At 52.5% G+C, this 24,203-nt stretch carries 34 protein-coding genes; 33 read left to right on the forward strand and 1 reads right to left on the reverse strand.

The window, feature by feature from the left end; translation table 11 throughout:
- Positions 1–108 precede the first annotated feature (108 nt).
- The 26 genes from tuf to gdhA all read left to right on the forward strand — a co-directional run bounded on the left by tuf (position 109) and on the right by gdhA (position 15,921).
- Positions 109–1,299: an elongation factor Tu gene (tuf, locus tag ABJI30_RS03635; RefSeq protein ID WP_348015544.1), complete on the forward strand. Its 1,191-nt coding sequence runs from the start codon at positions 109–111 to the stop codon at positions 1,297–1,299.
- Positions 1,300–1,420: 121 nt separating this feature from the next.
- On the forward strand, positions 1,421–1,732 hold the full coding sequence (gene rpsJ / locus ABJI30_RS03640) for a 30S ribosomal protein S10 (RefSeq protein ID WP_074204526.1): 312 nt from the start codon (positions 1,421–1,423) through the stop codon (positions 1,730–1,732).
- Positions 1,733–1,940: 208 nt separating this feature from the next.
- The gene (gene rplC / locus ABJI30_RS03645; protein ID WP_348015646.1) at positions 1,941–2,810 is read left to right on the forward strand and encodes a 50S ribosomal protein L3; all 870 of its coding nucleotides are present in this window, start codon (positions 1,941–1,943) and stop codon (positions 2,808–2,810) included.
- Between the two features lie 3 nt (positions 2,811–2,813).
- Positions 2,814–3,440 carry a 50S ribosomal protein L4 gene (gene rplD / locus ABJI30_RS03650; RefSeq protein WP_348015545.1) on the forward strand — a complete coding sequence of 209 codons (627 nt, stop codon included), beginning with the start codon at positions 2,814–2,816 and terminating at the stop codon, positions 3,438–3,440.
- Complete coding sequence (locus tag ABJI30_RS03655; protein WP_348015546.1) at positions 3,433–3,741, forward strand: 50S ribosomal protein L23; 309 nt, start codon at positions 3,433–3,435, stop codon at positions 3,739–3,741. Before rplD ends, ABJI30_RS03655 begins: the two co-directional genes overlap by 8 nt.
- A gap of 5 nt (positions 3,742–3,746) precedes the next feature.
- Positions 3,747–4,583, forward strand: a complete 837-nt coding sequence (gene rplB / locus ABJI30_RS03660) for a 50S ribosomal protein L2 (protein ID WP_348015547.1) — start codon at positions 3,747–3,749, stop codon at positions 4,581–4,583.
- 2 nt (positions 4,584–4,585) lie between these two features.
- A complete protein-coding gene (rpsS, locus tag ABJI30_RS03665) occupies positions 4,586–4,861 on the forward strand; it encodes a 30S ribosomal protein S19 (protein ID WP_348015548.1) in 276 nt (91 codons plus the stop codon).
- Positions 4,861–5,244: a 50S ribosomal protein L22 gene (gene rplV, locus ABJI30_RS03670; protein ID WP_348015549.1), complete on the forward strand. Its 384-nt coding sequence runs from the start codon at positions 4,861–4,863 to the stop codon at positions 5,242–5,244. The genes rpsS and rplV overlap by 1 nt, the downstream gene beginning before the upstream one ends.
- A gap of 3 nt (positions 5,245–5,247) precedes the next feature.
- Positions 5,248–5,943, forward strand: a complete 696-nt coding sequence (gene rpsC / locus ABJI30_RS03675; RefSeq protein WP_348015550.1) for a 30S ribosomal protein S3 — start codon at positions 5,248–5,250, stop codon at positions 5,941–5,943.
- A gap of 31 nt (positions 5,944–5,974) precedes the next feature.
- A complete protein-coding gene (gene rplP, locus ABJI30_RS03680) occupies positions 5,975–6,406 on the forward strand; it encodes a 50S ribosomal protein L16 (protein ID WP_348015551.1) in 432 nt (143 codons plus the stop codon).
- Between the two features lie 6 nt (positions 6,407–6,412).
- A complete protein-coding gene (gene rpmC, locus ABJI30_RS03685) occupies positions 6,413–6,625 on the forward strand; it encodes a 50S ribosomal protein L29 (RefSeq protein ID WP_348015552.1) in 213 nt (70 codons plus the stop codon).
- Positions 6,626–6,634: 9 nt separating this feature from the next.
- Complete coding sequence (rpsQ, locus tag ABJI30_RS03690; RefSeq protein WP_348015553.1) at positions 6,635–6,946, forward strand: 30S ribosomal protein S17; 312 nt, start codon at positions 6,635–6,637, stop codon at positions 6,944–6,946.
- 75 nt (positions 6,947–7,021) lie between these two features.
- Positions 7,022–7,390, forward strand: coding sequence for a 50S ribosomal protein L14 (rplN, locus tag ABJI30_RS03695; protein ID WP_348015554.1), 369 nt, complete (start codon positions 7,022–7,024; stop codon positions 7,388–7,390).
- 2 nt (positions 7,391–7,392) lie between these two features.
- Positions 7,393–7,716 carry a 50S ribosomal protein L24 gene (rplX, locus tag ABJI30_RS03700; RefSeq protein WP_348015555.1) on the forward strand — a complete coding sequence of 108 codons (324 nt, stop codon included), beginning with the start codon at positions 7,393–7,395 and terminating at the stop codon, positions 7,714–7,716.
- A complete protein-coding gene (gene rplE, locus ABJI30_RS03705) occupies positions 7,709–8,287 on the forward strand; it encodes a 50S ribosomal protein L5 (protein WP_348015556.1) in 579 nt (192 codons plus the stop codon). The genes rplX and rplE overlap by 8 nt, the downstream gene beginning before the upstream one ends.
- Before the next feature lie 66 nt (positions 8,288–8,353).
- A complete protein-coding gene (rpsN, locus tag ABJI30_RS03710; RefSeq protein WP_108810506.1) occupies positions 8,354–8,659 on the forward strand; it encodes a 30S ribosomal protein S14 in 306 nt (101 codons plus the stop codon).
- Between the two features lie 12 nt (positions 8,660–8,671).
- Positions 8,672–9,067: a 30S ribosomal protein S8 gene (gene rpsH / locus ABJI30_RS03715; RefSeq protein ID WP_348015557.1), complete on the forward strand. Its 396-nt coding sequence runs from the start codon at positions 8,672–8,674 to the stop codon at positions 9,065–9,067.
- A 2-nt stretch (positions 9,068–9,069) separates the two neighbouring features.
- Positions 9,070–9,603, forward strand: coding sequence for a 50S ribosomal protein L6 (gene rplF, locus ABJI30_RS03720; protein WP_348015558.1), 534 nt, complete (start codon positions 9,070–9,072; stop codon positions 9,601–9,603).
- Between the two features lie 3 nt (positions 9,604–9,606).
- The gene (gene rplR, locus ABJI30_RS03725; protein ID WP_348015559.1) at positions 9,607–9,960 is read left to right on the forward strand and encodes a 50S ribosomal protein L18; all 354 of its coding nucleotides are present in this window, start codon (positions 9,607–9,609) and stop codon (positions 9,958–9,960) included.
- Between the two features lies 1 nt (position 9,961).
- Positions 9,962–10,723, forward strand: a complete 762-nt coding sequence (gene rpsE / locus ABJI30_RS03730; RefSeq protein ID WP_348015560.1) for a 30S ribosomal protein S5 — start codon at positions 9,962–9,964, stop codon at positions 10,721–10,723.
- A gap of 5 nt (positions 10,724–10,728) precedes the next feature.
- Complete coding sequence (rpmD, locus tag ABJI30_RS03735) at positions 10,729–10,908, forward strand: 50S ribosomal protein L30 (RefSeq protein ID WP_348015561.1); 180 nt, start codon at positions 10,729–10,731, stop codon at positions 10,906–10,908.
- A 44-nt stretch (positions 10,909–10,952) separates the two neighbouring features.
- Positions 10,953–11,507, forward strand: a complete 555-nt coding sequence (gene rplO / locus ABJI30_RS03740) for a 50S ribosomal protein L15 (RefSeq protein WP_348015562.1) — start codon at positions 10,953–10,955, stop codon at positions 11,505–11,507.
- Between the two features lie 178 nt (positions 11,508–11,685).
- On the forward strand, positions 11,686–13,059 hold the full coding sequence (secY, locus tag ABJI30_RS03745) for a preprotein translocase subunit SecY (protein ID WP_348015563.1): 1,374 nt from the start codon (positions 11,686–11,688) through the stop codon (positions 13,057–13,059).
- Between the two features lie 37 nt (positions 13,060–13,096).
- On the forward strand, positions 13,097–13,747 hold the full coding sequence (locus tag ABJI30_RS03750; protein ID WP_348015564.1) for an adenylate kinase: 651 nt from the start codon (positions 13,097–13,099) through the stop codon (positions 13,745–13,747).
- Between the two features lie 60 nt (positions 13,748–13,807).
- The gene (locus ABJI30_RS03755; RefSeq protein WP_348015565.1) at positions 13,808–14,431 is read left to right on the forward strand and encodes an SRPBCC family protein; all 624 of its coding nucleotides are present in this window, start codon (positions 13,808–13,810) and stop codon (positions 14,429–14,431) included.
- Positions 14,432–14,565: 134 nt separating this feature from the next.
- On the forward strand, positions 14,566–15,921 hold the full coding sequence (gene gdhA, locus ABJI30_RS03760; protein WP_348015566.1) for an NADP-specific glutamate dehydrogenase: 1,356 nt from the start codon (positions 14,566–14,568) through the stop codon (positions 15,919–15,921).
- Positions 15,922–16,096: 175 nt separating this feature from the next.
- Here gdhA and ABJI30_RS03765 read toward each other — a convergent pair whose 3' ends face one another.
- Positions 16,097–17,518, reverse strand: coding sequence for an H-type lectin domain-containing protein (locus tag ABJI30_RS03765; RefSeq protein WP_348015567.1), 1,422 nt, complete (start codon positions 17,516–17,518; stop codon positions 16,097–16,099).
- 321 nt (positions 17,519–17,839) lie between these two features.
- Here ABJI30_RS03765 and rpsM point away from each other — a divergent pair, with 321 nt between their 5' ends.
- The 7 genes from rpsM (at position 17,840) to ABJI30_RS03800 (ending at position 24,188) form a co-directional block, all read left to right on the forward strand.
- Positions 17,840–18,208 carry a 30S ribosomal protein S13 gene (rpsM, locus tag ABJI30_RS03770; RefSeq protein ID WP_348015568.1) on the forward strand — a complete coding sequence of 123 codons (369 nt, stop codon included), beginning with the start codon at positions 17,840–17,842 and terminating at the stop codon, positions 18,206–18,208.
- Positions 18,209–18,266: 58 nt separating this feature from the next.
- Positions 18,267–18,656 (forward strand): 30S ribosomal protein S11, encoded by a 390-nt coding sequence (gene rpsK / locus ABJI30_RS03775; RefSeq protein ID WP_066745015.1) that lies wholly within the window; start codon positions 18,267–18,269, stop codon positions 18,654–18,656.
- Positions 18,657–18,761: 105 nt separating this feature from the next.
- A complete protein-coding gene (locus ABJI30_RS03780; RefSeq protein ID WP_348015569.1) occupies positions 18,762–19,820 on the forward strand; it encodes a DNA-directed RNA polymerase subunit alpha in 1,059 nt (352 codons plus the stop codon).
- 81 nt (positions 19,821–19,901) lie between these two features.
- A complete protein-coding gene (rplQ, locus tag ABJI30_RS03785) occupies positions 19,902–20,324 on the forward strand; it encodes a 50S ribosomal protein L17 (RefSeq protein WP_348015570.1) in 423 nt (140 codons plus the stop codon).
- A 147-nt stretch (positions 20,325–20,471) separates the two neighbouring features.
- Positions 20,472–21,269, forward strand: coding sequence for a hypothetical protein (locus ABJI30_RS03790; RefSeq protein WP_348015571.1), 798 nt, complete (start codon positions 20,472–20,474; stop codon positions 21,267–21,269).
- A 79-nt stretch (positions 21,270–21,348) separates the two neighbouring features.
- On the forward strand, positions 21,349–23,505 hold the full coding sequence (locus ABJI30_RS03795) for a prolyl oligopeptidase family serine peptidase (RefSeq protein WP_348015572.1): 2,157 nt from the start codon (positions 21,349–21,351) through the stop codon (positions 23,503–23,505).
- Entirely contained in the window at positions 23,502–24,188 is a 687-nt protein-coding gene (locus tag ABJI30_RS03800; protein WP_348015573.1) for a tudor domain-containing protein, read from the forward strand. The genes ABJI30_RS03795 and ABJI30_RS03800 overlap by 4 nt, the downstream gene beginning before the upstream one ends.
- Positions 24,189–24,203: the final 15 nt, after the last annotated feature.

Genomic DNA, 24,203 nt, shown 5'->3' on the forward strand with positions numbered 1-24,203 from the left:
TGGCTCAAGAAAAAAGCCCAGAGGTTAAAAGGGTGTTGACAGATTTGGATAGTCTCGCCAAAGCGCGGCACAGACTATCAATACGATAGAAATTAGAGGTAATATAAAATGGCAAAAGCAAAGTTTGAACGCAATAAGCCGCATTGCAACATCGGCACCATCGGTCACGTTGACCACGGTAAAACCACATTGACCGCAGCGATTACGAAAGTTTTGGCTGAATCATCTGGTGGTGAAGCCGTGGACTTCGCGAATATCGACAAGGCTCCTGAAGAGCGTGAGCGCGGCATCACCATTTCAACGGCTCACGTTGAATATGAAACCGACGCACGTCACTATGCGCACGTCGATTGCCCGGGTCACGCCGACTATGTGAAGAACATGATCACCGGTGCTGCTCAAATGGATGGCGCTATTTTGGTTGTGAACGCAGCTGACGGCCCAATGCCACAGACTCGCGAGCACATTCTGCTTGCCCGTCAGGTTGGTGTTCCCGCTCTGGTTGTTTTCATGAACAAGGTTGATCAGGTTGATGACGAAGAGCTTCTTGAGCTCGTCGAAATGGAAATCCGCGAATTGCTCTCTTCCTATGACTTCGATGGCGACAATATTCCCATCGTTTCCGGTTCTGCTCTGGCTGCCCTCGAAGGCCGCGACGACAATATCGGCAAAGAAAAGATCATGGAACTGATGGCAGCCGTTGATGAGCACATCCCGCAGCCAGAACGTCCTGTTGATCAAGACTTCCTGATGCCAATCGAGGACGTGTTCTCAATTTCCGGCCGTGGTACTGTTGTTACCGGTCGTGTTGAAACCGGCGTTGTGAATGTTGGTGACGAAGTTGAAATCGTTGGTATCAAAGATACTTCGAAAACAACTGTTACCGGCGTTGAAATGTTCCGCAAGCTGCTCGACTCCGGTCAGGCTGGCGATAACATTGGTGCGCTGATCCGCGGTGTTGCTCGTGAAGAAGTTGAGCGTGGTCAGGTTCTTTGTAAGCCTGGTTCGATCACACCACACACAGAGTTCAACGCAGAAGTTTACGTGTTGTCGAAAGATGAAGGTGGTCGTCACACACCATTCTTCGCAAACTATCGTCCACAGTTCTACTTCCGTACAACGGACGTTACCGGCGAAGTTATCCTGCCAGACGGCACGGAAATGGTTATGCCAGGTGACAACGTGACAATCGGTGTCAAACTGATTGCTCCAATCGCAATGGATGCTGGCCTTCGCTTCGCTATTCGCGAAGGTGGTCGCACCGTCGGTTCTGGGGTTGTCAGCACCGTAACAAAGTAATATAGGACTGCATCGCCGCCCGGGTCACTGATTCGGGCGGCCAGTTTTTCGCCGCTCCGGCTTCTTTACGAGGAAAATCGGGGCGGTTTATTTTTGGCTCTTTCGCATCGGTATAAGGTTTATGGAAACGCAGAATATTCGCATTCGCCTCAAGGCATTCGATCATCGGGTACTGGATCAGGCAACCGGCGATATCGCTGATACGGCACGTCGCACTGGCGCGCTGATCCGTGGACCTATTCCATTGCCGACGCACAAAGAGAAGTTCACCGTAAACCGCGGACCGCACGTTGACAAAAAGTCACGCGAGCAGTTCGAAGTTCGGACATATAAAAGGTTGCTCGATATCGTTCAGCCTACACCGCAAACCGTTGATGCTTTGATGAAGCTCGATCTGGCAGCCGGTGTGAATGTAGAGATTAAACTCGCGTAAGTGAGTTAAAGGCGTTTCTTTTCAAGAAGCGATGACATGGGAAACCGCCAGCAGATGCTGGGTCATGTGTCCCCCGTCTAGTTTGGTTGATCTCCGGATCAGGCAAACGGTTTAGCCCGGACGGGGCGATATTCAAAATTTGGGCTGAGTATTTTTAGGCACGCCCGCTGGCAATTCCGCACGTGGGCCTCTGTAAGGAGAAATGATCGTGCGTACTGGCGTGATCGCGAAAAAAATGGGGATGACCCGCTTGTTTCAGGAAGACGGTCGGCATGTGCCGGTAACCGTTCTCTCTCTGGAAGAATGTCAGGTTGTTGGAGCCCGCAATCAGGAACGTGACGGCTATTTTGCTGTTCAGCTTGGTGCAGGTGCCCGTAAAGCGAAAAATGTAAACAAGCCGCAACGGGAAGCTTTTGCCAAGGCGGAAGTTGAGCCCAAGGCACGTGTTGCCGAATTCCGTGTTGAAAGCGAAGAGGGTTTGCTGCCAATCGGCGCGACCGTGACTGCTGATCACTTCATTGCTGGCCAGATGGTCGATATCCAGGGCGTGACCCAGGGTAAAGGCTTTGCCGGTGCGATGAAGCGCTGGGGCTTCGGTGGTATGCGTGCCACACATGGTGTTTCAATCTCTCACCGTGCGCATGGCTCTACCGGTCAGAACCAGGATCCTGGCAAAGTATTCAAGGGCAAGAAAATGGCGGGCCACATGGGCGCGCGTAATCGTACCCAGCAAAATCTCGAAGTCGTGCGCACGGATGCTGCTCGCGGCTTGATTTTTGTCCGCGGCAGCGTCCCCGGCTCAAAGGGTGGCTGGCTTCTTGTAAAAGACGCAATGAAAACGCCTGCGCCTGAAGGCGTGCCTTTTCCTGGAGCTCTCCGCCGTAACGCTGACGAGACAGCGACAGAAGATGCTCCGGCAGGAATGATCGAGGCGGATGCTGCGATTGAACGTCCTGTAGGTCCAAGCGATGCTGAAATCGCAGCGGCGGCAGCGGCAACGCCGGCTGAGTCTCCTGCGGAAAAGCCAGCAGAAGCAAAGGCCGATGATACCAAAGACTCTGACGAGAAGGAGGGTTAATCGATGAAACTCAAAGTCAAAACCCTCGACGCGAAAGCCAAAGGCGACATCGAATTGAATGATGACGTGTTCGGCGTAGAAGCGCGTGCAGACATATTGCACCGTGTCGTCAACTGGCAGCGTGAAAAAGCGCGCGGGACGGCTCGTGCTGTTCGTGAACGCGGCGATGTCAACCGTACCGGCAAGAAGTTCGGCAATCAGAAGGGTGGTGGTACCGCTCGTCATGGTTCGCGCCGGGCTCCGATTTTTGTTGGTGGTGGTAAAGCCCACGGTCCACGCAAGCGCGATTTCAATCCTTCGCTGAACAAGAAAGTTCGCGCGCTGGGTCTGAAAATGGCGCTGAGCGACAAGGCGAAGAACGACAATCTGATCGTGCTTGAAAATATTGAACTGAAAGAAGCCAAGACACAGGCTCTTCTGGCCAATATCACAAAGCTCGGATTTGGTAACTCGGCGCTGGTCATGGACGGCGATGCTGTGAATGATGCTTTTTCCAAGGCGTCGAACAATATTCCCCGCGTCAACGTGATGTCGGCTGCTGGTGCCAATGTTTATGACATTCTCAACCACGAGACCCTGGTGCTGACACGCGCTGCGGTTGAAAAGCTGGAGGCACGCTTCAATGGCTAAAAAAGAAGCCGTGGACATTCGTCACTATGACGTAATTGTCGGCCCGCACATTACAGAGAAATCTACTTTGCTCAGCGAGAATAATGCTGTGGTTTTCAAGGTTGCAAACACTGCGACCAAGCCTCAGATCAAAGCTGCAATCGAGGCGTTGTTTGATGTCAAAGTCAAAAACGTCAACACGATGGTGCAAAAGGGCAAGACCAAGAAGTGGAAGGGTCGTCCCTACACACGCAATGATATCAAAAAGGCTGTTGTCACGTTGGCTGAAGGCCAAACGATCGACATCACCACGGGAGTTTAAGGGCAATGGCATTAAAATCCTATAAACCGACAAGTCCCGCGCGGCGTGGTCTTATCCTGGTCGACAAGAGCGGCCTCTGGAAAGGCAAGCCCGTCAAGAAACTTGTCGTGGGCAAACGCAAGACGGGTGGTCGTAACAACAAGGGTCACGTCACTTCCCGCGGTATCGCTGGTGGTCACAAGCAAAAATATCGTTTGGTCGATTTCAAGCGGCGCAAATTCGATGTGTCTGCGACAGTCGAGCGGATTGAATATGATCCCAACCGGACTGCTTTTATCGCTTTGATCAAATATGATGATGGCGAACTGAGCTACATTCTGGCGCCGCAACGCCTGGCAGTTGGTGACACTGTCATCGCTGGGGAAAAAGTTGACGTGAAGCCTGGCAACGCGATGAAATTGTCACAAATGCCAATTGGTACCATTATCCACAATGTGGAAATGAAGCCGGGCAAGGGCGGTCAGATTGCACGTTCTGCTGGTACATATGTGCAGATTGTTGGTCGTGACCGCGGCATGGTAATCGTTCGCCTGAACTCGGGTGAGCAGCGCTACATCCGCAGCGATTGCATGGGCACTGTTGGTGCGGTTTCAAACCCGGACAACAGCAACCAGAACTTCGGTAAAGCTGGCCGCACACGCTGGAAGGGCCGTCGTCCTCTCACACGCGGTGTTGCGAAAAACCCTGTCGATCACCCGCATGGTGGTGGTGAAGGTCGGACCTCCGGTGGTCGTCACCCTGTGACACCATGGGGTAAGCCGACCAAGGGCGCTCGAACCCGTAAGAATAAAACGACCGACAAGATGATCATCCGGTCGCGTCACGCCAAGAAGAAGAGGTAAGCATGGCTCGTTCCATCAAAAAAGGTCCGTTTGTTGACCTCCACCTGCTGAAAAAAGCGCAGGAAGCACAGGAAGCGAACAATCACTCCCCGATCAAGACATGGTCGCGTCGTTCAACTGTTCTTCCTGATTTTGTCGGCCTGACGTTCAACGTTTACAACGGCATGAAGTTCATCCCGGTTTCCGTGAATGAAGACATGGTCGGTCACAAGCTTGGCGAGTTCGCTCCTACGCGTAACTATTACGGCCATGGCGCTGACAAAAAAGGCAAGAAATAATGGGTAAGGCATCATCACCCCGCCGCGTTGGCGACAATGAAGCTTTGGCTGTTGGCAATTCCATCCGTGGATCTGCTCAAAAGCTGAACCTGGTTGCACAACTGATCCGCGGCAAGAAAGCGGAAGACGCTTTGAACATCCTGTCCTTCTCCAAGAAGAGCATGGCAAAAGATGTGAGCAAGGTTCTGGCTTCGGCAATCGCAAACGCAGAAAACAACCATAATCTGGATGTCGACGCGCTGATCGTTCACGAAGCAAGTGTTGGCAAGGGCATCACGATGAAACGCTGGAAAGCGCGCGCACGTGGTCGTTCTGCCAAGATTTTGAAACCGTTTAGCCGCGTTCGCATCGTTGTTCGCGAACACGAAGAAGAAGAGGCGTAAACCATGGGTCAAAAAAGTAATCCTATCGGGCTTCGCCTGCAGATCAATCGGACATGGGATAGTCGCTGGTATGCGGAAGGTTCCAACTATGGCGATCTCTTGATGGAAGACATCAAGATGCGGAAATACATCCTGGAAACTGTGCCTCAGGCGGCAATTTCCAAGGTTGTTATTGAGCGCCCCGCCAAAACTTGCCGCGTTTCGATTTATGCAGCTCGTCCTGGCGTGATCATCGGCAAGAAAGGTGCAGACATTGAAAAGCTGCGCCGCAAGCTGAGTGACATGTCGTCCAGTGATGTATCGTTGAACATCGTCGAAATCCGCAAGCCGGAAGTAGACGCTCAACTAGTGGCACAGGGCATTGGCGATCAATTGATCCGTCGTGTTGCTTTCCGCCGCGCCATGAAACGCGCTGTGCAATCTGCACTGCGTTTGGGTGCTGAAGGAATTAAGATTGTTTGTGGTGGCCGTCTCGGCGGAGCAGAAATTGCTCGTGTTGAATGGTACCGTGAAGGCCGCGTGCCGCTCCATACGCTGCGCGCCAATATCGACTATGCCGAGCATGAAGCGCTGACCGCTTACGGTATTATCGGTATCAAGGTCTGGATTTTCAAAGGCGAGATATTGGGTCACGATCCGATGGCTCAGGACCGGCTGATGGTGGAAGCACAAACTTCCGGCGTCCGTCCGTCGCGCTAAACTGCTAGATTTAGGGAATAGGTAGAGCATCATGCTGCAACCAAAGAAAACAAAGTTCCGAAAAGCCCACAAGGGCCGGATCAAGGGCAAGGCTCCTGGTGGAACGACTCTGAACTTCGGATCCTATGGCCTGAAAGCCATGGAACCCGATCGGATCACCGCGCGTCAGATCGAGGCTGCTCGCCGGGCGATTACGCGCCACATCAAACGTCAGGGACGTTTGTGGATCCGTGTTTTTCCTGACGTGCCGGTATCGAAGAAACCTGCCGAAGTCCGCCAGGGTAAAGGTAAGGGGTCTGTAGAATATTGGGCTGCTCGTGTGAAACCAGGCCGGATCATGTTTGAACTGGACGGTGTTCCCGGACCAATTGCAGCGGTTGCTTTCGAGCGTGCGGCAATGAAGCTTCCCATCAAGACAAAAGTTGTGGCGCGCCTCGGCGACACGTCACATCTGGAAGGATAAGGGACAATGGCTAAAACAGAAGATTTGCGCGTCAAGACCGATGATCAGCTCCAGGCTGATCTGGGGGATCTTAAAAAAGAAGCGTTTAACCTGCGTTTTCAGGCAGCAACCAACCAGCTCGAAAAGCCGAGCCGGATGCGCGAAGTTCGCCGGACGATTGCGAAGATTAAAACATTGCAGACCGAGCGTGCGAAAGCCGCCACTGCTGAAAAGGCGTAAGGAACCGATATGCCAAAACGAATTCTCACCGGCACTGTGGTGTCAGACAAGGGCGACAAGACAATTGTCGTGAACGTCGAGCGTAAAGTGAAACACCCGCTCTACGGAAAAATCATGCGTCGCACGAAAAAATATCATGCGCATGATGAAAATAATGAGATGAGCACGGGTGAAACCGTCCGCATCGAGGAAACGAAACCGATTTCCAAGTTGAAGACCTGGAAAGTGCTGGAACGGGTTGGCGCTGCTGCGGCTCCTGCGACACCAAAGGTTGCTGAAATTACGGCCGAAGACGAAGGCGAAGTCAAAGCTGAAAGCTGAAGCTAACGAAGTTTAACTGTGCTCCGAAAAACCAATCGGGTTTGAACGGAGCGGAATGAAGAAGGAATTGGATCCATGATCCAGATGCAATCGAACCTGGAGGTCGCAGACAATAGCGGCGCCAAGCGCGTGCAGTGCATTAAGGTACTGGGCGGCTCCAAGCGTCGCTTTGCCGGCGTTGGCGATATTATTGTTGTGTCGATCAAGGAGGCAGCTCCGCGCGGCAAGGTCAAAAAGGGCGATGTTCATCGTGCTGTGATCGTTCGCACGAAAAAAGACATCCGCCGGAAAGACGGTTCTGTCATTCGTTTTGACAGCAACGCTGCGGTATTGGTCAACAATGCGAAAGAGCCTATTGGTACACGTATCTTTGGCCCTGTGGTTCGTGAGTTGCGCGCCAAGAAGCACATGAAAATCATCAGCCTTGCGCCGGAGGTAATCTAATCATGGCCAATGCGAAAATCAAAAAGGGTGACACGGTTGTTGTTCTGTCCGGCAAGGACAAGGGCAAATCCGGTGAAGTGACCAAAGTCATGCCCAAGGACAGCAAGGTTCTGGTTGCTGGCGTGAATGTCGCGATCCGTCACCGCAAGCCCACCCAGGCCAACCCGCAGGGCGGCTTGGAACGTAGTGAAGCACCGATGCACATCAGCAAGGTGGCTCTCGCCGATCCGAAGGATGGCAAGCCAACCCGTGTGCGCTTCGAGAAATCTAAAGACGGAAAAATGCAGCGCGTGGCTGTTAAATCCGGGGAGAAAGTCGATGGCTGACAAATATGTAGCCCGCATGCGCAAGAAATATGACGAGGAAGTCGTCAAGGCGCTGCAGGAAAAGTTCAACTATTCCAATCCCATGGAAGTTCCGAAGATCACCAAAATCACGATCAATATGGGTGTTGGTGAAGGTAGTCAGGACAAAAAGAAAGTCGCGACTGCTGCTGCTGAAATGGAATTGATCGCTGGTCAGAAGCCGGTGATTACCAAGGCGAAAACGTCGATCGCGACGTTTAAGCTGCGTGAAGGCATGCCAATTGGCTGTAAAGTCACTTTGCGGCGTGAGCGCATGTATGAATTTCTCGATCGTCTGGTAACCGTGGCCATGCCGCGTATCCGTGACTTTCGCGGTTTGAATCCAAAAAGCTTCGATGGACGTGGCAACTTTGCCATGGGCTTGAAAGAGCAGATCATTTTTCCTGAGATTGCCTATGACGACATCGATGTGGTGCGCGGCATGGACATTATCGTGACGACGAATGCCCGGACCGATGACGAAGCCCGTGAGCTTCTGAAATTGTTCGGCTTCCCGTTCCCGCAGGAAGAAGAAGAGAAAGCGGCAGCATAAGAGCTGTTTGGTAATTTTATCGTTCCCGCTGTTGGGAACACGCAAGAAAGGAAGAGAACTTAAGTCATGGCGAAACTGAGTTCCATTAATAAAAACGAACGACGCAAGAAGCTGGTGAAGAAATATGCCGGCCGTTATGCGAAGTTGAAGGCGATGGCCAACGATCAGTCTCTTGACGAGACAGAGCGGTTGATGGCGCGCCTGAAAATGGCAGAAATTCCTCGCAACGGAAATCCCACTCGCGTGCGGAACCGTTGTGAAACCACAGGACGTCCTCGCGGTTATTATCGCAAGTTCCGTCTCTGTCGCATCGAGCTGCGTGACATGGCCAATAAAGGCCTGATCCCCGGCGTAACGAAATCAAGCTGGTAAAGGGAAAACAAGATGGCTTTTACCGATCCCTTGGGTGACATGCTCACCCGCATCCGTAACGGACAGCAAGCGCGGAAGGACAGCGTGGTTTCACCCGCTTCCAAACTGCGTGGTGCTGTTCTCGAAGTTCTGACCCGCGAAGGTTATATTCGTGGTTACAGCGAAGAAGAGGTGAACAAGCACCCGGGTCTTCGTATCGAACTGAAATATTTTGAAGGCGAGCCGGCAATCCGCCACGTGGCCCGCGTTTCAAAGCCTGGTCGTCGTATCTACAGCGGATCCAGCGATCTGCCGACAGTACGCAACGGCCTGGGCATCACCATCGTATCCACGCCAAAAGGCGTTCTTTCTGACGCGGAAGCGCGCAACGAGAATGTTGGCGGCGAAGTACTGGCCGAGGTATTCTAATCATGTCCCGTATCGGAAAAAAAGCAGTAAGCATTCCTGATGGCGTCACCGCCACCCTGGATGATGGTCTGGTAAAGGTCAAAGGACCAAAGGGCGAACTTTCGACCCCGATGGTTGATGACTTGTCCTATGAACTGAGTGATGGCGGTTTGCTGGTAACACCAGCGAACAAGACGACTCGCGCACGTGCCTATTGGGGCATGCAGCGGACACTGGTTCAAAATCTCGTCGACGGTGTGACTGAGGGATATTCCAAGGTTCTTGAAATCACTGGTGTTGGTTATCGTGCCGCAGTCAAAGGCAAAGTCCTGAACCTGCAGCTGGGATTCAGCCATGATGTGAATTTCGATATTCCAGAAGGTATTACAATCAAGACTCCGGATCAGACAACAGTCGAGATTACCGGAATTGACAAACAGCAAGTTGGTCAGGTTGCCGCAGAAATCCGGCGCTGGCGCAAACCAGAGCCTTATAAGGGCAAGGGTATCAAATATCGCGGGGAATATGTTTTCCGCAAAGAAGGGAAGAAGAAATAAGCCATGGCGAATATTTCTCAATTCAAACGGCGCCAGCAACGCGTTCGCAGCAAGTTGCGGAAGCGCGGGCTCTCCAAGCCTCGTTTGTCCGTTCATCGTACAAGTCGGCATATGTATGCACAGATTATCGATGACGCAGAGGGCAAGACTGTGGCTTCGGCATCAACAATCGATAAAGCCTCAAAGGTCAAAACTGGTGCGGACAGCGCAGCAGCGGCAGATGTTGGCAAACGCGTGGCGGAAGCTGCGAAGAAAGCTGGCGTAACTGAAGTAATTTTTGACCGTGGCGGATTTCTGTATCACGGACGCGTAAAGGCTCTTGGCGACGCGGCACGTGAAAGCGGATTGGAGTTTTAATATGGCTGATGAAAACAAACCAGCAGAGGGCGCAGAAGCTCCGGCAGCCGCTCCAGCGGAAGCGGCACCTGCGGCTCCGGCAACCACCGAGGCTGCTCCTGCTGCGGACAAGAAACCAAATGAACGTCAAGGTCGCGGTGGAAACCGTGGCGGTGGCAATCGCGGAGGCCGTGATGGCGGACGCGGTCGTGGCCGCGGTGGTCGCGGCGGACGTGACAATGATGGCGGCGAAGAGCTGATTGAAAAGCTGGTCCACATCAACCGTGTTTCCAAAACTGTCAAAGGCGGCAAGCGCTTTGGTTTTGCTGCTCTGGTTGTGGTTGGCGACGGCAAAGGTCGTGCCGGTTTCGGTAAAGGCAAGGCGCGCGAAGTTCCTGAAGCCATTACCAAGGCGACAGCTGCTGCGAAAAAGAAAATGGTTCGCATTCCTTTGCGTGAAGGTCGTACGTTGCACCATGATGGCAAAGGCCAGTTCGGTGCGGGTAACGTGACCGTACGTTCGGCGCCTCCAGGGACCGGTATTATTGCTGGTGGTCCAATGCGTGCAGTATTTGAAAGTCTTGGCGTTTCCGACGTTGTGACCAAGTCAAACGGCACATCCAACCCTTACAACATGATCCGGGCGACGTTTGTGGCGCTCGGTGACCAAAGCAGCCCGAAAGCTGTGTCTCAGCGTCGCGGCAAGAAAATTGCTGATTTGCTGGGTCGTGGCGGCGCATCCGAAGCTGAAGCCCAGGCTGATGCTGCGGCTGTAACGGAGTAATTGATATGGCAAAAGTCAAAGTCAAGCAGGTGGGTTCACCTATTCGACGTCCGGCAGAGCAGCGCAAGACGCTGATCGGTCTGGGCCTTAACAAAATGCATCGGGTTTCCGAACTTGAAGACACGCCCGAAGTACGCGGCATGATCAATAAAGTGCATCATCTGGTGGAGGTTGTTGAAGACTAACTTCACCAACATCCGTGCGAACAAAGCGAAAGCGAGTACATAATATGAAACTGAACGAAATCAAAGATAATGACGGCGCGCGCAAATTGCGTACCCGTATCGGCCGCGGCATTGGTTCCGGCAAAGGCAAAACCGGCGGACGTGGCCAAAAGGGCCAGAAATCCCGTTCCGGTGTTTCCATCAACGGATTTGAAGGCGGCCAGATGCCCCTTCACATGCGTCTTCCAAAGCGCGGGTTCAACAACCCGTTTGGCAAGGACTATGCTGAAGTCAATATCGGCATGATCCAGAAATATATCGACGCGAAACGGCTTGCCAACAAGGGCACACTGGACCGCGAAGCGCTGGATGCTTGTGGCTTGACCCGTGGCGGCAAGGACGGAATACGTCTGCTCGCGAAGGGTGAACTCAAGGCAAAGATCACGATTGCTGTTGCTGGCGCTTCCAAAGCCGCCATCGCTGCAGTTGAAAAAGCTGGCGGCAAGGTAGAAATTCTCGCCGGTGGAACTGAATATCGGGCAAAAGGCGAAAAGAAAGCCACTGCTTCCAAGCCGGCCAAAGAGAAAAAAGCGGCCAATCGGGCCAAAAAGAAAGCCTGATCAGGCTGTAACCCGGCTCCTTCAGGCGTTTAGACTGAATGGAGCCGTTCTTTTTTCGGCCCGTTGCGGCAGGTTGACGTCCAAGAGCCTTGTTTTTGGTCCGACAACATCCGATATGGGTTCGATGCATTGATATGGGGACGTGTTCCTCACGAACAGTGGGCAAGGAATAACTAGCATGGCATCAAAAGCCGATCAGGTCGCAGCAAATTTGAGCCTGGCGAAATTCGGGGAAGCAACCGAATTGCGCAAGCGTATCTGGTTCACGCTGGGCGCGCTGATTATCTTCCGTCTTCTCAGCTTTGTTCCCTTGCCTGGTGTCGATCCTGTTGTCCTTGCAGATCTCTATGATCAGACGCGCGGCGGTGTTCTCGATATCTTCAACACATTTTCCGGTGGTTCACTGGAGCGGATGAGCCTGATCGCGCTTGGTGTAATGCCCTATATTACGGCGTCTATCGTCGTGCAGCTCGCGGCCGCTCTGTCGCCGCAGCTTGCTGCGATCAAGAAAGAAGGCGAGGCAGGCCGCAAGAAACTCAACCAATATACGCGCTACGGCACAGTAGGTCTGACCGCTGTTCAGGGTTATTTTATTGCTGTTGGACTGGAAAGCTTTGCATCCCAGTCAGGGCTGCAGGCGGTGGTCAATCCCGGTGCGATGTTCCGCGTCGGTGCGGTTATCAGTCTGGTGGGCGGTACGCTGTTCCTAATGTGGCTGGGTGAACAGATTACAAGTCGCGGCATCGGAAACGGTATCTCGCTGATCATTATGGCCGGTATTGTCGCGCAAATGCCGCGCTTTGTCGGCAACCTGCTCGAAGGCAGCCGGACCGGTTCTTACGGCGCCATCCTGATCCTCGGCCTCATCGCCATGGTTGTTGGTCTGGTCCTGTTCATCAGCTTCATGGAACGTGCCCAAAGACGCGTGCTGATACAATATCCCAAACGCGCGACGCAAAACGGTGTAATGCAGGCTGATCGCAGCCACTTGCCGCTCAAGGTCAACACCGCTGGTGTGATCCCGCCGATCTTCGCATCCTCGCTGTTGCTGATGCCGCTAACGGTCAGTCAGTTTGCAGGAAATACAACTGCAGGCGAATCCGCGTGGGGTGATTTCGTCATTGCCCTCAATCAGTATCTTCAGCACGGGTCTGTGCTTTACATGACACTGTACGGTGCGGGCATCGTGTTCTTCTGTTTCTTCTACACAGCGGTTGTTTTCAATCCTGAGGAAACTGCAGACAATCTCAAGAAAAACGGCGGTTTTGTGCCCGGCATTCGTCCCGGTAAAAATACGTCCGATTATCTTGACTATGTGCTGACACGCATCACGGTTGTCGGTGCTGCCTATCTGGCTTTCGTCTGTGTGCTTCCGGAATATGTCATGGCACAGACCAATTTACCGCTGTTCTTCCTCGGTGGTACCAGTTTGCTGATCGTCGTGAATGTGACGGTTGATACAGTGACCCAGATTCAGAGTCATTTGCTGGCGCTGCAATATGGCGATCTGCTGAAAAAAGCGAAGCTCAAGGGTGGACGCCGCAAGCGCTAGACCTTAGCCAGATAAATTCACTACAGGGGGCAAAGCCATGGACATCATCTTGTTGGGACCACCAGGCGCGGGCAAAGGTACACAAGCCAGTCGTCTGGAAGACGAACATGGGATGCTTCAGCTCTCCACCGGCGATATGTTGCGAGCCGCGGTCAAGGCAGAGACGCCAGTCGGGTTGAAAGCGAAATCACTTATGGAAGCCGGTGAGCTGGTTCCCGATGAGGTTGTTTCCGGTATTATCGGCGACAAGCTGGATGAGCTTGGCCCGGATCAGGGCGTTATTTTTGATGGATACCCTCGGACCGCGGCCCAGGCTGTTTCACTCGATGAAATTCTCGCCGCACGCGGCCGCAAGCTGGATCGGGTTATCGAGCTGGAAGTAGACGAAGAAGCGCTGGTTGAGCGCATCACGGGTCGGTTTACCTGCGGCAAATGCGGCGAAGGATATCACGACAAGTTCAAGCAGCCTGCAAAGGATGGCATCTGTGATGTGTGCGGGTCGGAAGAATTCAAACGTCGTCCTGATGATACCGAAGAAACCGTGCGGACCCGCATGCAGGAATATCGTGCCAAGACGGCTCCCATTTTGCCAATCTATGAAGAACGGCAACTGGTCAGTAAAGTTGACGGCATGGGCAGCATGCAAGCGGTAAGTGATGCAATCGAAGCGGTTCTGGCGCTGGATTAGATTGACGCTGCCCTTGGCGCTCCGGTAGACCCGTGAGTTCAGGTACGAGGGGGAATCAAATTGAAAATATCCGCAATGCTTCTGGGGTTGACTCTGGTGGCGTCTCCGGTCGCCGCTGAAGTCACCAATACAGCAGAAAACGGGTTTACCGTCCGTCACCAGACGACGATCAACGGATCGAGCGAAGAAGTCTGGAAAGCCATTATCGCGCCGTCGCGCTACTGGAACGGGGACCACAGCTGGTCGGGTGATGCTGATAACTTCTATCTCGTTCCGCAAGCAGGGGGCTGTTTTTGCGAACTCATTCGCACGACGAACGAAGATAACATCAAAAGCGCGGATGGCAGCGTTCAGCACATGCGGGTCATCTACGCCTATAACAACAAGATGCTACGCATGTCCGGAGCACTGGGACCGCTCCAGGGAGAAGCAGTGATCGGAACGCTGACCATGCAATTGCAGGCAGAAGGCGAAAAAACTGCAGTCCGGTTCACATATAAAGTTGGTGGCTACATGGAGTTTCCGATCGATCAGATCGGCCCGGCAGTAGATGGTGTGATTGGCGAGCAGCTGACCCGACTGGCTGCGTTATTCGCGGATGAAGAAGCCGCAGAAGGTGACGCTGAGACCGATGCAGAGGACGGTACTGAAGAAGTGGCAGCAGATCCTGAGGGAGAAAGCTGAAACTCACGAAACTACAAAGCTTTACCTGTTGGACGTTATAGTTTTATGATGCCTGAACACACGATCGTGATTCGAGGAAGTCATGGTTGTAAATCGGGCGCAGAACTAGTCACTAACCAAGGGGGAGTGAAACAATGGCTGTTTCCGATCATGTAGATTTTTCGACATTTATGGAGGGCGTCAAGAAACGCAATCCGGGTCAACCTGAATTTGTTCAAGCGGTTCAGGAAGTCGCGATGGACATATTTGATTTCATCGAAGATAAAGAAGCCTATCACAGCGCACAGATACTAAGGCGAATGGCAGAGCCTGATCGGGTTGTATCCTTCCGGGTATGCTGGGAAGATGACAACCACAATATCCGCGTACAGCGTGGCTACCGAATCCAGAACAACAACGCCATCGGGCCCTATAAAGGCGGCATCCGTTTTCACCCAAGTGTGACTGAAAGCGTTCTGAAGTTCCTGGCCTTCGAACAAACGTTCAAAAACTCGCTTACGGGATTGCCCATGGGTGGCGGCAAGGGCGGCGCGAATTTCAATCCCAAAGGCAAGTCGGATGCTGAAGTTATGCGTTTTTGCCAGTCGTTCATGACCGAACTCTATCGACATATCGGCCCTGACACGGACGTGCCCGCCGGAGACATCGGCGTGGGTGGCCGTGAGATTGGGTATATGTTTGGCCAGTACAAGCGCATCACCAATCGCTGGGAAGGGGTATTGACCGGTAAAGGCATGGAATATGGCGGCTCGCAAATGCGGCCAGAAGCAACTGGCTATGGTGCTGTTTATTTCATGGAGAATATGCTGAAGCATAAAAAAGACGCTATTGCCGGCAAAACGGCAGTTGTCTCTGGATCTGGCAATGTGGCAACCCATGCTGCGGAGCAGATCACCAAACAGGGCGGGAAAGTTCTGACCCTGTCCGACAGCGGCGGGTTCATTCATGACCCCGAGGGCATTGACCAGGACAAGATCGACTGGATCAAGGATCTGAAAAACAACAAACGTGGCCGTATTTCGGAATATGCCGATCACTTTACAGGTGCCAGCTTTCACGAGGGCAAACGCCCCTGGAACGTTCCTTGCGATCTTGCTTTGCCGTGTGCGACGCAAAATGAGCTCAATGAAGAGGAAGCCAAAGAGCTGGTGGATAACGGCGTCATCGCAGTTTCCGAAGGCGCGAACATGCCGACCACGCTTGAAGGCGTCCATATCTTCCATGATGCAAAGATCATGTATGGTCCCGGCAAGGCGGCCAATGCCGGCGGTGTTGCCGTTTCTGGTCTCGAGATGAGCCAGAATGCCGAACGGATCAGCTGGAATCATGAGCGGCTTGGTGAAATGCTGACCGAGTTGATGGAAGGCATCCACGGCAAATGTGTTGAATATGGCGATCAGGGTGATGGCTATGTTGACTATGTAAAAGGCGCCAATATCGCCGGCTTCAAGAAAGTGGCTGATGCGATGCTGGCTTACGGCGTAGTTTGATCGTCGCACAAACGAATGACAACAAACAATTGGTCGTTGTCGCGCAATCGCGGGCGATGACGACCAAAGCGTTTCCCTACCACATCTTCAGCAATGCATCTGATTGAATGATTCCGGGCATTTTGATGATCGGACATTGAATCGAGTGCGAGCAATAACAACCTTCGTGGTTCCGTTATTTGATCTTTCCCTTCAACCGGATGTCAAAACTAGTCGGACCCAAACCGGAATCGGCTGCCATAAAGCCTCCCGGAGAAACGCGGATATGGGTTACAGCTGGATCCGTACCGTCTCCGGAATCGCTGGGGGCATATCCAAAATTGACGCCGTCCGAGGAAAACTCGACTGAATCGCCGCTATCTCCGAGGCCACCGAAACTGAACGCAAGGCCGGCACTGGGCGTTCCATCTTGATATTGCAATGGTCCCGAACCAGGCCCAGCGAAGTCGGTGACGATTAATGCCAGATTCGGCGGAAGCGCCTCAGTGATGATGACGCTGTCGTAGTTGGGTGGTGCGTTGCCCGCATTTTGAACCGAGATGAGATATTCTATCGTTGCACCGGGCAGGGCGAAACCTCCACCCTGAGGGTCTGTAAAACTGACATGGGTTTTGGTGATCGACATCGCGGGTTCCAGCAATGCATGAAATGCTCGGGAGAACGCAATTATTGAAGCAGATTCGGCGTCTGCGTTAGCCACGCTTCGCTCATTGTCCTGATCGCGGTCTTCGTCAACACGCAAGCCGATCAATGAGTTGTTGAGGCTGCAACGTCGTAACCATCCACCATCTCCATTGTTTCGGCTGCTTTTCTTCGCAACCACAATACGATTCCCGCTGGTCTGCCCAAATCCGCTGGTAAAACAGCCATTGTCCCAACCCCTGATAATGTTTGCCGTATTTGTAGTGCTCCAGTTGATGATATTGCTGCTGAGATCTGGGAAATTCCCGCTCAAATTTCCCGGAAAAGCAATCCATCCGATTGTTTCTATGGATGGAACCGGGCCGCTATTCGCCTGGCTCCGATCCAATGCGACCTGAAAGCCGGCCAACGTCGGGTTGCGTGATATGGCAGTAATATGCGGTCGTGATGGAGCCGTGGCAACCGGCTGGGTCTCGCTATTTGCGGTTTGAATCTGGGTGATAACGCTCGGTGTATTGGGCAGGGGCGCCGAAAAACTGATACTGGACCAAGTTGCTGTACCGGCGACCCCAGAACCAAATTGTGTGGCAGATGTGTTGGCGCGGTTCGCTTCCACGATCTGTCCATCAGGAAGCACATGGCGACCAGGTTCAACTGCAATATAGTGAACATTTTGCGCGATATGCCTCCCATCCCAGTTGTCGGGTTCAAGGATGAGCTCGTCAAACCCGGTGGTTGTTATGTTAGTGATCCTGATCGAAGCGGAGTTGTTACCACTAACATCGGACAAAACGACCACAATGGGGACAGTATCAAAACTTTGCTGAAAATTGACTCGGACAGGGTTCGGGTTTGCAAATGTGTCATGCGCCGTGAAGCTACCAGCCTCGAAACGGCCAGCGTGAGATGGCGCTGCAAAACATGCCAAAGCAGCGAATGCAATGAGCAAATGCATGCAAAATGCACCACACAATCTGGTCCAGGTTGGTTCCCACATGACGAAAATATAGTTTATCGTAGTTAAGGAAAATTTGAATATCTGGGCATGGAATGTAAAATCTAATGTCCTTATCGTGACCCGTAGTCCTGCAGTTCAAGGAAAACCGCTATTGACAGCGCGGACGACTCAGCTTAATCGACCCTCATTCGAAATCTAACACAACCGGCAACGCTTCTGTGGCGTCCGCTGGTTTTGTGCGTTTTGGATGTGATTTTAACAGCTTAGCTATGAGATAGGGTCGGAATTTCGCCGACTCTGTGGAGCAGGAGAAAAATATTGGCACGTATTGCCGGGGTAAATATCCCAACTAACAAGCGCGTAATCATCGCGTTGACCTATATTCACGGTATCGGACGCACGAAAGCGGCTGAAATTGTCGAAAAATTGAAAATTGATCCGGCCCGCCGGGTTCAGGACCTGACCGATCAGGAAGTTTTGCATATTCGCGAAACAATTGATGCGGATCATATAGTTGAAGGTGATTTGCGGCGTGAAACCGCGATGAACATCAAACGCCTTATGGACCTGGCCTGCTATCGCGGCCTTCGCCACCGTAAAGGACTGCCTGTTCGTGGACAGCGTACGCATACCAATGCACGCACCCGTAAAGGCAAGCCCAAGGCTATTGCCGGTAAGAAAAAATAGAAGCTGTTTCCAGTTTTACGGGAACAAGCCTCTTCTGGATATTAGGTAGGAATTTCAAATGGCTCGCGAACCACAACGCGTAAAAAAGAGCGCGCGTAAAAATATTTCGGCAGGCGTAGCGCACGTCAATGCCACGTTTAACAACACGATGGTCACAATCACGGATGCACAGGGTAATGCGATAAGCTGGTCCTCTGCTGGCATGATGGGCTTTAAAGGCTCTCGCAAATCGACGCCATACGCGGCGCAGGTTGCAGCGGAAGATGCCGGCAAGAAAGCGGCGGACCATGGTGTTCGTACTTTGGAAGTGGAAGTGAAAGGCCCTGGCTCTGGTCGGGAATCAGCTTTGCGCGCACTTCAGGCAGTTGGCTTCACGATCACCTCGATCCGTGATGTCACACCGATCCCGCATAATGGTGTTCGTCCGTCCAAACGTCGGCGCGTATAACCACTTGAATTTAATGGAACCTGCGGCTGGCAGGCTCCGAATTTTGCAAATTCAGAGTGGTTAAATGGTCCAAAACCCACTCTGCTTACTCGATAGGGGAAGTCCATGACTGTCAATATGAAGAACTGGCAAGAACTGAAGAAGCCCAACGTTCTCGATATAAAATCCGGTGGTGATCCCAAGCGCAAGGCAACTTTTGTCGCTGAACCTCTGGAACGTGGCTTTGGCCTGACGATCGGAAACGCACTGCGTCGTGTTTTGCTTTCCTCTCTGCAGGGGGCTGCAGTGACGTCGATCAAGATCGAAAATGCACTGCATGAATTCTCTTCGCTTCCAGGCGTGCGCGAAGATGTGACTGACATTGTGTTGAACGTAAAGCAGATCGCGCTGAAAATGGAAGGCGAAGACGCCAAACGTCTCCAGCTTTCCGCTACCGGCCCTGCTGAAGTCAAAGCAGGCGACATCGCGGTTTCCGGCGACATCGAAGTGATGAACCCGGACCTGGTGATTTGTCATCTCGACGAAGGTGCGTCACTGAACATGGAACTGACCGTAAATGTTGGTAAAGGCTATGTCCCGGCGGTTGCGAACCGTCCTGCAGATGCGCCAATCGGCTTGATACCGGTTGACTCGCTCTATTCGCCAATCCGTCAGGTATCTTACAAGATTGATAATGCCCGCGTTGGTCAGGAGCTCGACTTCGACAAGCTAAACCTTACGATCGATACAGACGGTACGGTCACACCCGAAGATGCGATCGCTTATGCGGCCCGCATCCTTCAGGACCAGTTGCAGCTGTTCGTGCATTTCGAAGAAGCTCTGGAAAGCGTATCATCGCCAATTGGTATGGCAGCAGCGCAAAGCCAGCAGGAAAGCGATGCGAACCAGCTCAACCGTTACCTTCTCAAAAAGGTCGACGAACTGGAACTCAGCGTGCGCTCGGCAAATTGCCTCAAGAACGACAATATCATCTATATTGGCGATCTGGTGCAGAAGACCGAAGCCGAAATGCTACGTACCCCGAACTTTGGCCGGAAATCTTTGAACGAAATCAAGGAAGTTCTGTCGAGCATGGGGCTGCGTCTGGGAATGGACATTCCTGGCTGGCCGCCTGAAAATATTGAGGAAATGGCCAAGAAGCTCGAGCAAGAACTTTTGGGTTAAACGGGTTTTGGCGGTGGCCTGAATTTCACCGCCGGGATTGGGGTACCTCATACGGCCCCTGTACAAACAGGAGTATAGAATATGCGTCATAGAATGAAAGGCCGCCGGATGCAGCGGACCGGTGCTCACCGTCAGGCTTTGCTGAAAAACCTGTCTGCGGCACTGATCAAGCATGAGCAGATCATGACCACGCTGCCCAAAGCCAAAGAAATGCGGCCGTATGTCGAAAAACTGATTACGCTTGCCAAAAAAGGCGGGCTTTCCAACCGTCGTCTTGCGCACTCGCGTTTGATGGATGAAGTGCAGGAAAAGAAGCTTTTTGAAGAATTGGCTGAACGCTATTCTGACCGCAATGGCGGCTACACGCGGATCATCAAAGCGGGTTTCCGCGATTCAGATGCTGCGCCAATGGCAGTTATCGAACTTGTCGACCGGGATGAAGATGCCAAGGGGCAGGACAGTGGTCCCGACCAGAATGTCGAAGAAGATTTCGAAGAAGCGTAAATCTTCTCACACAGTGTTTTGAAAAGGCCGCAACGAGCAATCGCTGCGGCCTTTTTTTTGCCAGTTTGCTATTTTTCAACATGGTTAACAGATTATCAAACTCTGCTGGTTAGTCTCTTCGGTTCATATCGGATTTTGGGGACCGTCATGGAGCGTTTTGCGCAAATAGGATTGATCATCAACTGGAAGAGCCTGCTGATTGTCGTGGCGGCTATATTATCGACTGGCATCAGCTTGAAATTCCAGATTGTCGCCGACTTTCCGCTGACCATGATTTCGACCGCGATTGTCTTTCCAATCGTTTTTTCTATTGGCCATGCCTATAAAAGGCGCGAGAATGCGCTGGATGACTATGGAACCATCAAGGCGCATGGCCGTGCGATTTATTTCGCTGCTCGCGACTGGTTGCCGGAACAAGATGAAGACCGGCTGCGGCATATTGAGAAGGTGCTCGCTGACTTGCTTCACGGATGCCGGGACATGTTCAAGGGGCCGGTTGATGACATGGCCAAAAGCGAAGCGCATGTTTACGCGGCTTTTTCGGATCTTTCGGGTTTTGTCAAACGCATGCGCAATGAAGGATTGGCGTCGGGCGAATGTTCGCGATGCAATCAGTATATCAGCAAGATGATTGTGTCGTTTGAGAGCGTCAAGCATATCTACCAATACCGGACACCTCGGACCCTCCGGGCGTTCAGCGATTTTTTCATTGTGTTGCTGCCCATCTTATATGGCCCATATTTCGCACATCAGGCTCTCGAATATGGCATTCCGGTTCTGACTTTCATCATGCCGGTTTTATTTGCGATCATTCTTGTAGGGCTCGACAATATTCAAAGCCATCTTGAAGATCCATTCGATCAGATTGGACCGGATGATGTTGCGATCAACGCTGAAAAATTCATTGATCTGCTGGATTGCGGAGAACCCGCTACCGTTGCCTGAGCAATGCGGCAATAGTTTCAATTGATAAGAGAGGCCGGTAGCGATAAGCTTCCGGCCTCTTCTCAATTGGGAGTTTGCCATGCGTATCAGAGGCCTTGCCACATTCATGTTCGCCGCTGGATTGCTGTCCAGCCCGACAATTGCATCTGCCGAACAGATTGAACAAACGAAGGATGATGCTTTGACCTATCCCGAAACCCGGACCGTGGACGTCGTTGACGAGCAATTTGGGGTGTATGTCGCGGATCCGTATCGCTGGCTCGAAAATGATGTGCGCGAAGATGACGAAGTCGCTGCATGGGTGGATGCTCAAAACAGCGTTACCAACAGCTATCTGGACAAGCTGGACGGTACAAAGGCCCTGGCGGCCTCGATGACACGTCTGTTTGACTATGATCAGTTAAGCGCTCCGGTGATTGCGGGAGGCAAATATTTTTACGAGCGCAAAAGCGGTGGTCAAAACCAGGCCATACTTTATGTGCTTGATGGGAAAGAAGGTGAAGAGCGCGTGCTTCTTGATCCAGCCAAATGGTCGGATGATGGCGCGACTGCCCTGGCCGAGTGGTCGCCTTCGGAAGATGGCAGCTATCTTGTCTATGCAGTTCAGGACGGCGGATCGGATTGGCGGACTTTGAAGATTGTCAATGTGATGACGGGAGAAATTCTTCCCGACAAGGTTGAATGGGCCAAATTTACCAATCTTGCCTGGATGCCGTCTTCCACTGGCTTTATCTATTCCCGTTTCCCCGAACCTGAGGAAGGCGCAGCGTTTCAGTCGCTAAATGCCAATCACTCGCTTTATGTTCACGTGCGCGGATCGGACCAGTCAAAGGATATCAAGGTGTATGACACACCAGACCGTCCCGAGCTTAATCATTTTGCCCAGCTGACATCTGACAAGAAATGGGTGGTCATAACATCCTCGTCGGGAACAGATGACCGTTACGAGATAACGCTCGTCGAAGTTGACGCGTCTGAAATCAAGTCACAGATTCTCGTGGAAGGCTTTGATCATAGCTGGTCTCTGATCGACGGTATCGACAATGTCCTGTATTTCACAACCAACAAGGACGCTCCGCGTATGCGGGTGGTGAAGGTTGACCTCGATTCCGAAGAACGGGAATGGGTGGAGCTGGTCCCGGAACATAGCGCGACAATAGATGATGCAGTGATTATTGGCGGCAAGCTGGCCGTCAACTACATGGATGATGCAAAGAGCCGGCTGGAATTGTTTTCGATTTTTGGAGACCCGCTGGGTGTCGTTGAGTTGCCGGGTTTGGGACAGGTCAGCGAATTGCATGGATCAGCTAAAGACAGTGAAGGTGTTTTCGCCTTCGACAGTTTCAACAGGCCCAATACAATTTTCAGCTTTGACGGTGTCGGAGCTCCGGCAATCTGGGCCAAACCGGAATTGCCATTTGACCCGGATATGATTTCTGTCACCCAGCGCTTTTATGAAAGTGCGGATGGCACGAAAATTCCGATGTTTCTGGTGCACCGGAAGGACCTTGATCTGGCCGAAGGCGCGCCGACCCTGCTCTATGGCTATGGTGGCTTCAACATCTCGCTTCTGCCCGGCTACTCATCCACAAAAATGGCCTGGATTGAGGCCGGCGGCGTATTTGCCCAGGCCAATCTGCGTGGCGGCGGGGAATATGGCAAGGTCTGGCATGATGGCGGCCGGCTGGGAAACAAGCAGAACGTCTTTGATGATTTTATCGCAGCTGGCGAATTTCTCATCGCAGAAGGCATTACGCCGAAAAATGGACTGGCGATCGAAGGACGCTCCAATGGCGGTCTGCTGGTTGGAGCTGTCATGAACCAGCGTCCTGACCTGTTTACGGCCGGTCATGCGGCTGTTGGTGTCATGGATATGCTCCGGTTCGACAGGTTCACAGCCGGGCGGTACTGGGTTGATGATTATGGCTACCCGAACAAGGAGGGCGATTTCCAGACGCTGCTGACCTATTCGCCGTATCACAATATCCAGGATGGTACGGATTATCCGGCGCTTATTGTGTCCACCGCAGATACGGATGACCGGGTGGTTCCGGGGCACAGCTTCAAATATACTGCACGTCTGCAGGCTGCGGATACCGGCAGCAAGCCGCATCTGATCCGTATCGAAACGCGGGCAGGGCACGGAAGTGGAAAGCCAACGGACAAACTGATTGAAGAATATTCCGACATTTACGGATTTCTGGCTGATGCTATTGGCTTGAAGCTGGAAAAATGATCAGCGTCCGCCAACTGCTTTTGATCGGAGCTGTAGCGTTGGTCGCTGCAACTCCGCTTTCAGCGGTCGGTGCGGAAACGGTGACCATCAAAAATAACCGCAGCGACAAGGTGAAATTCTGCACCTATCGCAGCGACGATGAACGACTTGTGCGGCCACGCAAATGCTGGATGCTGAAATCCGGGCAGTCTGCAAAATGGCCGCGCGGCGATGACTCATATCGTTTTGACGTCCGTGTTTTTGGTCCCGGAATTTTTGAACTTCCCATTTGCGTGCAACGGAATGTCGAGACAACAACTCTGGTAGAAATCTCCCCCAATCGTTCGAGCACTTGCATCACTGCCAGACAACGTGTGTCTGTGCCCGAACAACAATGGGCATCTGATACCGCGGTGCTGGTGAATACGGGTGAAGACGAATATTGGTATCCTGCCGTCATATTGGGTCCCGAGCCAAATGGTTATCGCGTTCTGCTAATGAGCGGCCGGCCGACTATCGTCGCGCCCAAATATATTGCAGATGATGTCATCCAGCCGGGCTTGGCTATCGAAGTGAACTGGAAGAACTTCGGGCGCTGGTATCCCGTTGAAGTATTGAGTCGGAGCAAGGCGGACGTTGTTGTGAAATTTGATGACGGTGCGGAGGAAACCGCAATTCTGGCTTACACCAGAGTGAAGTTCTAGGCCTTTTAGCCTCGC

The organism is Parasphingorhabdus sp. (assembly GCF_039968395.1).
GTDB lineage: Bacteria > Pseudomonadota > Alphaproteobacteria > Sphingomonadales > Sphingomonadaceae > Parasphingorhabdus.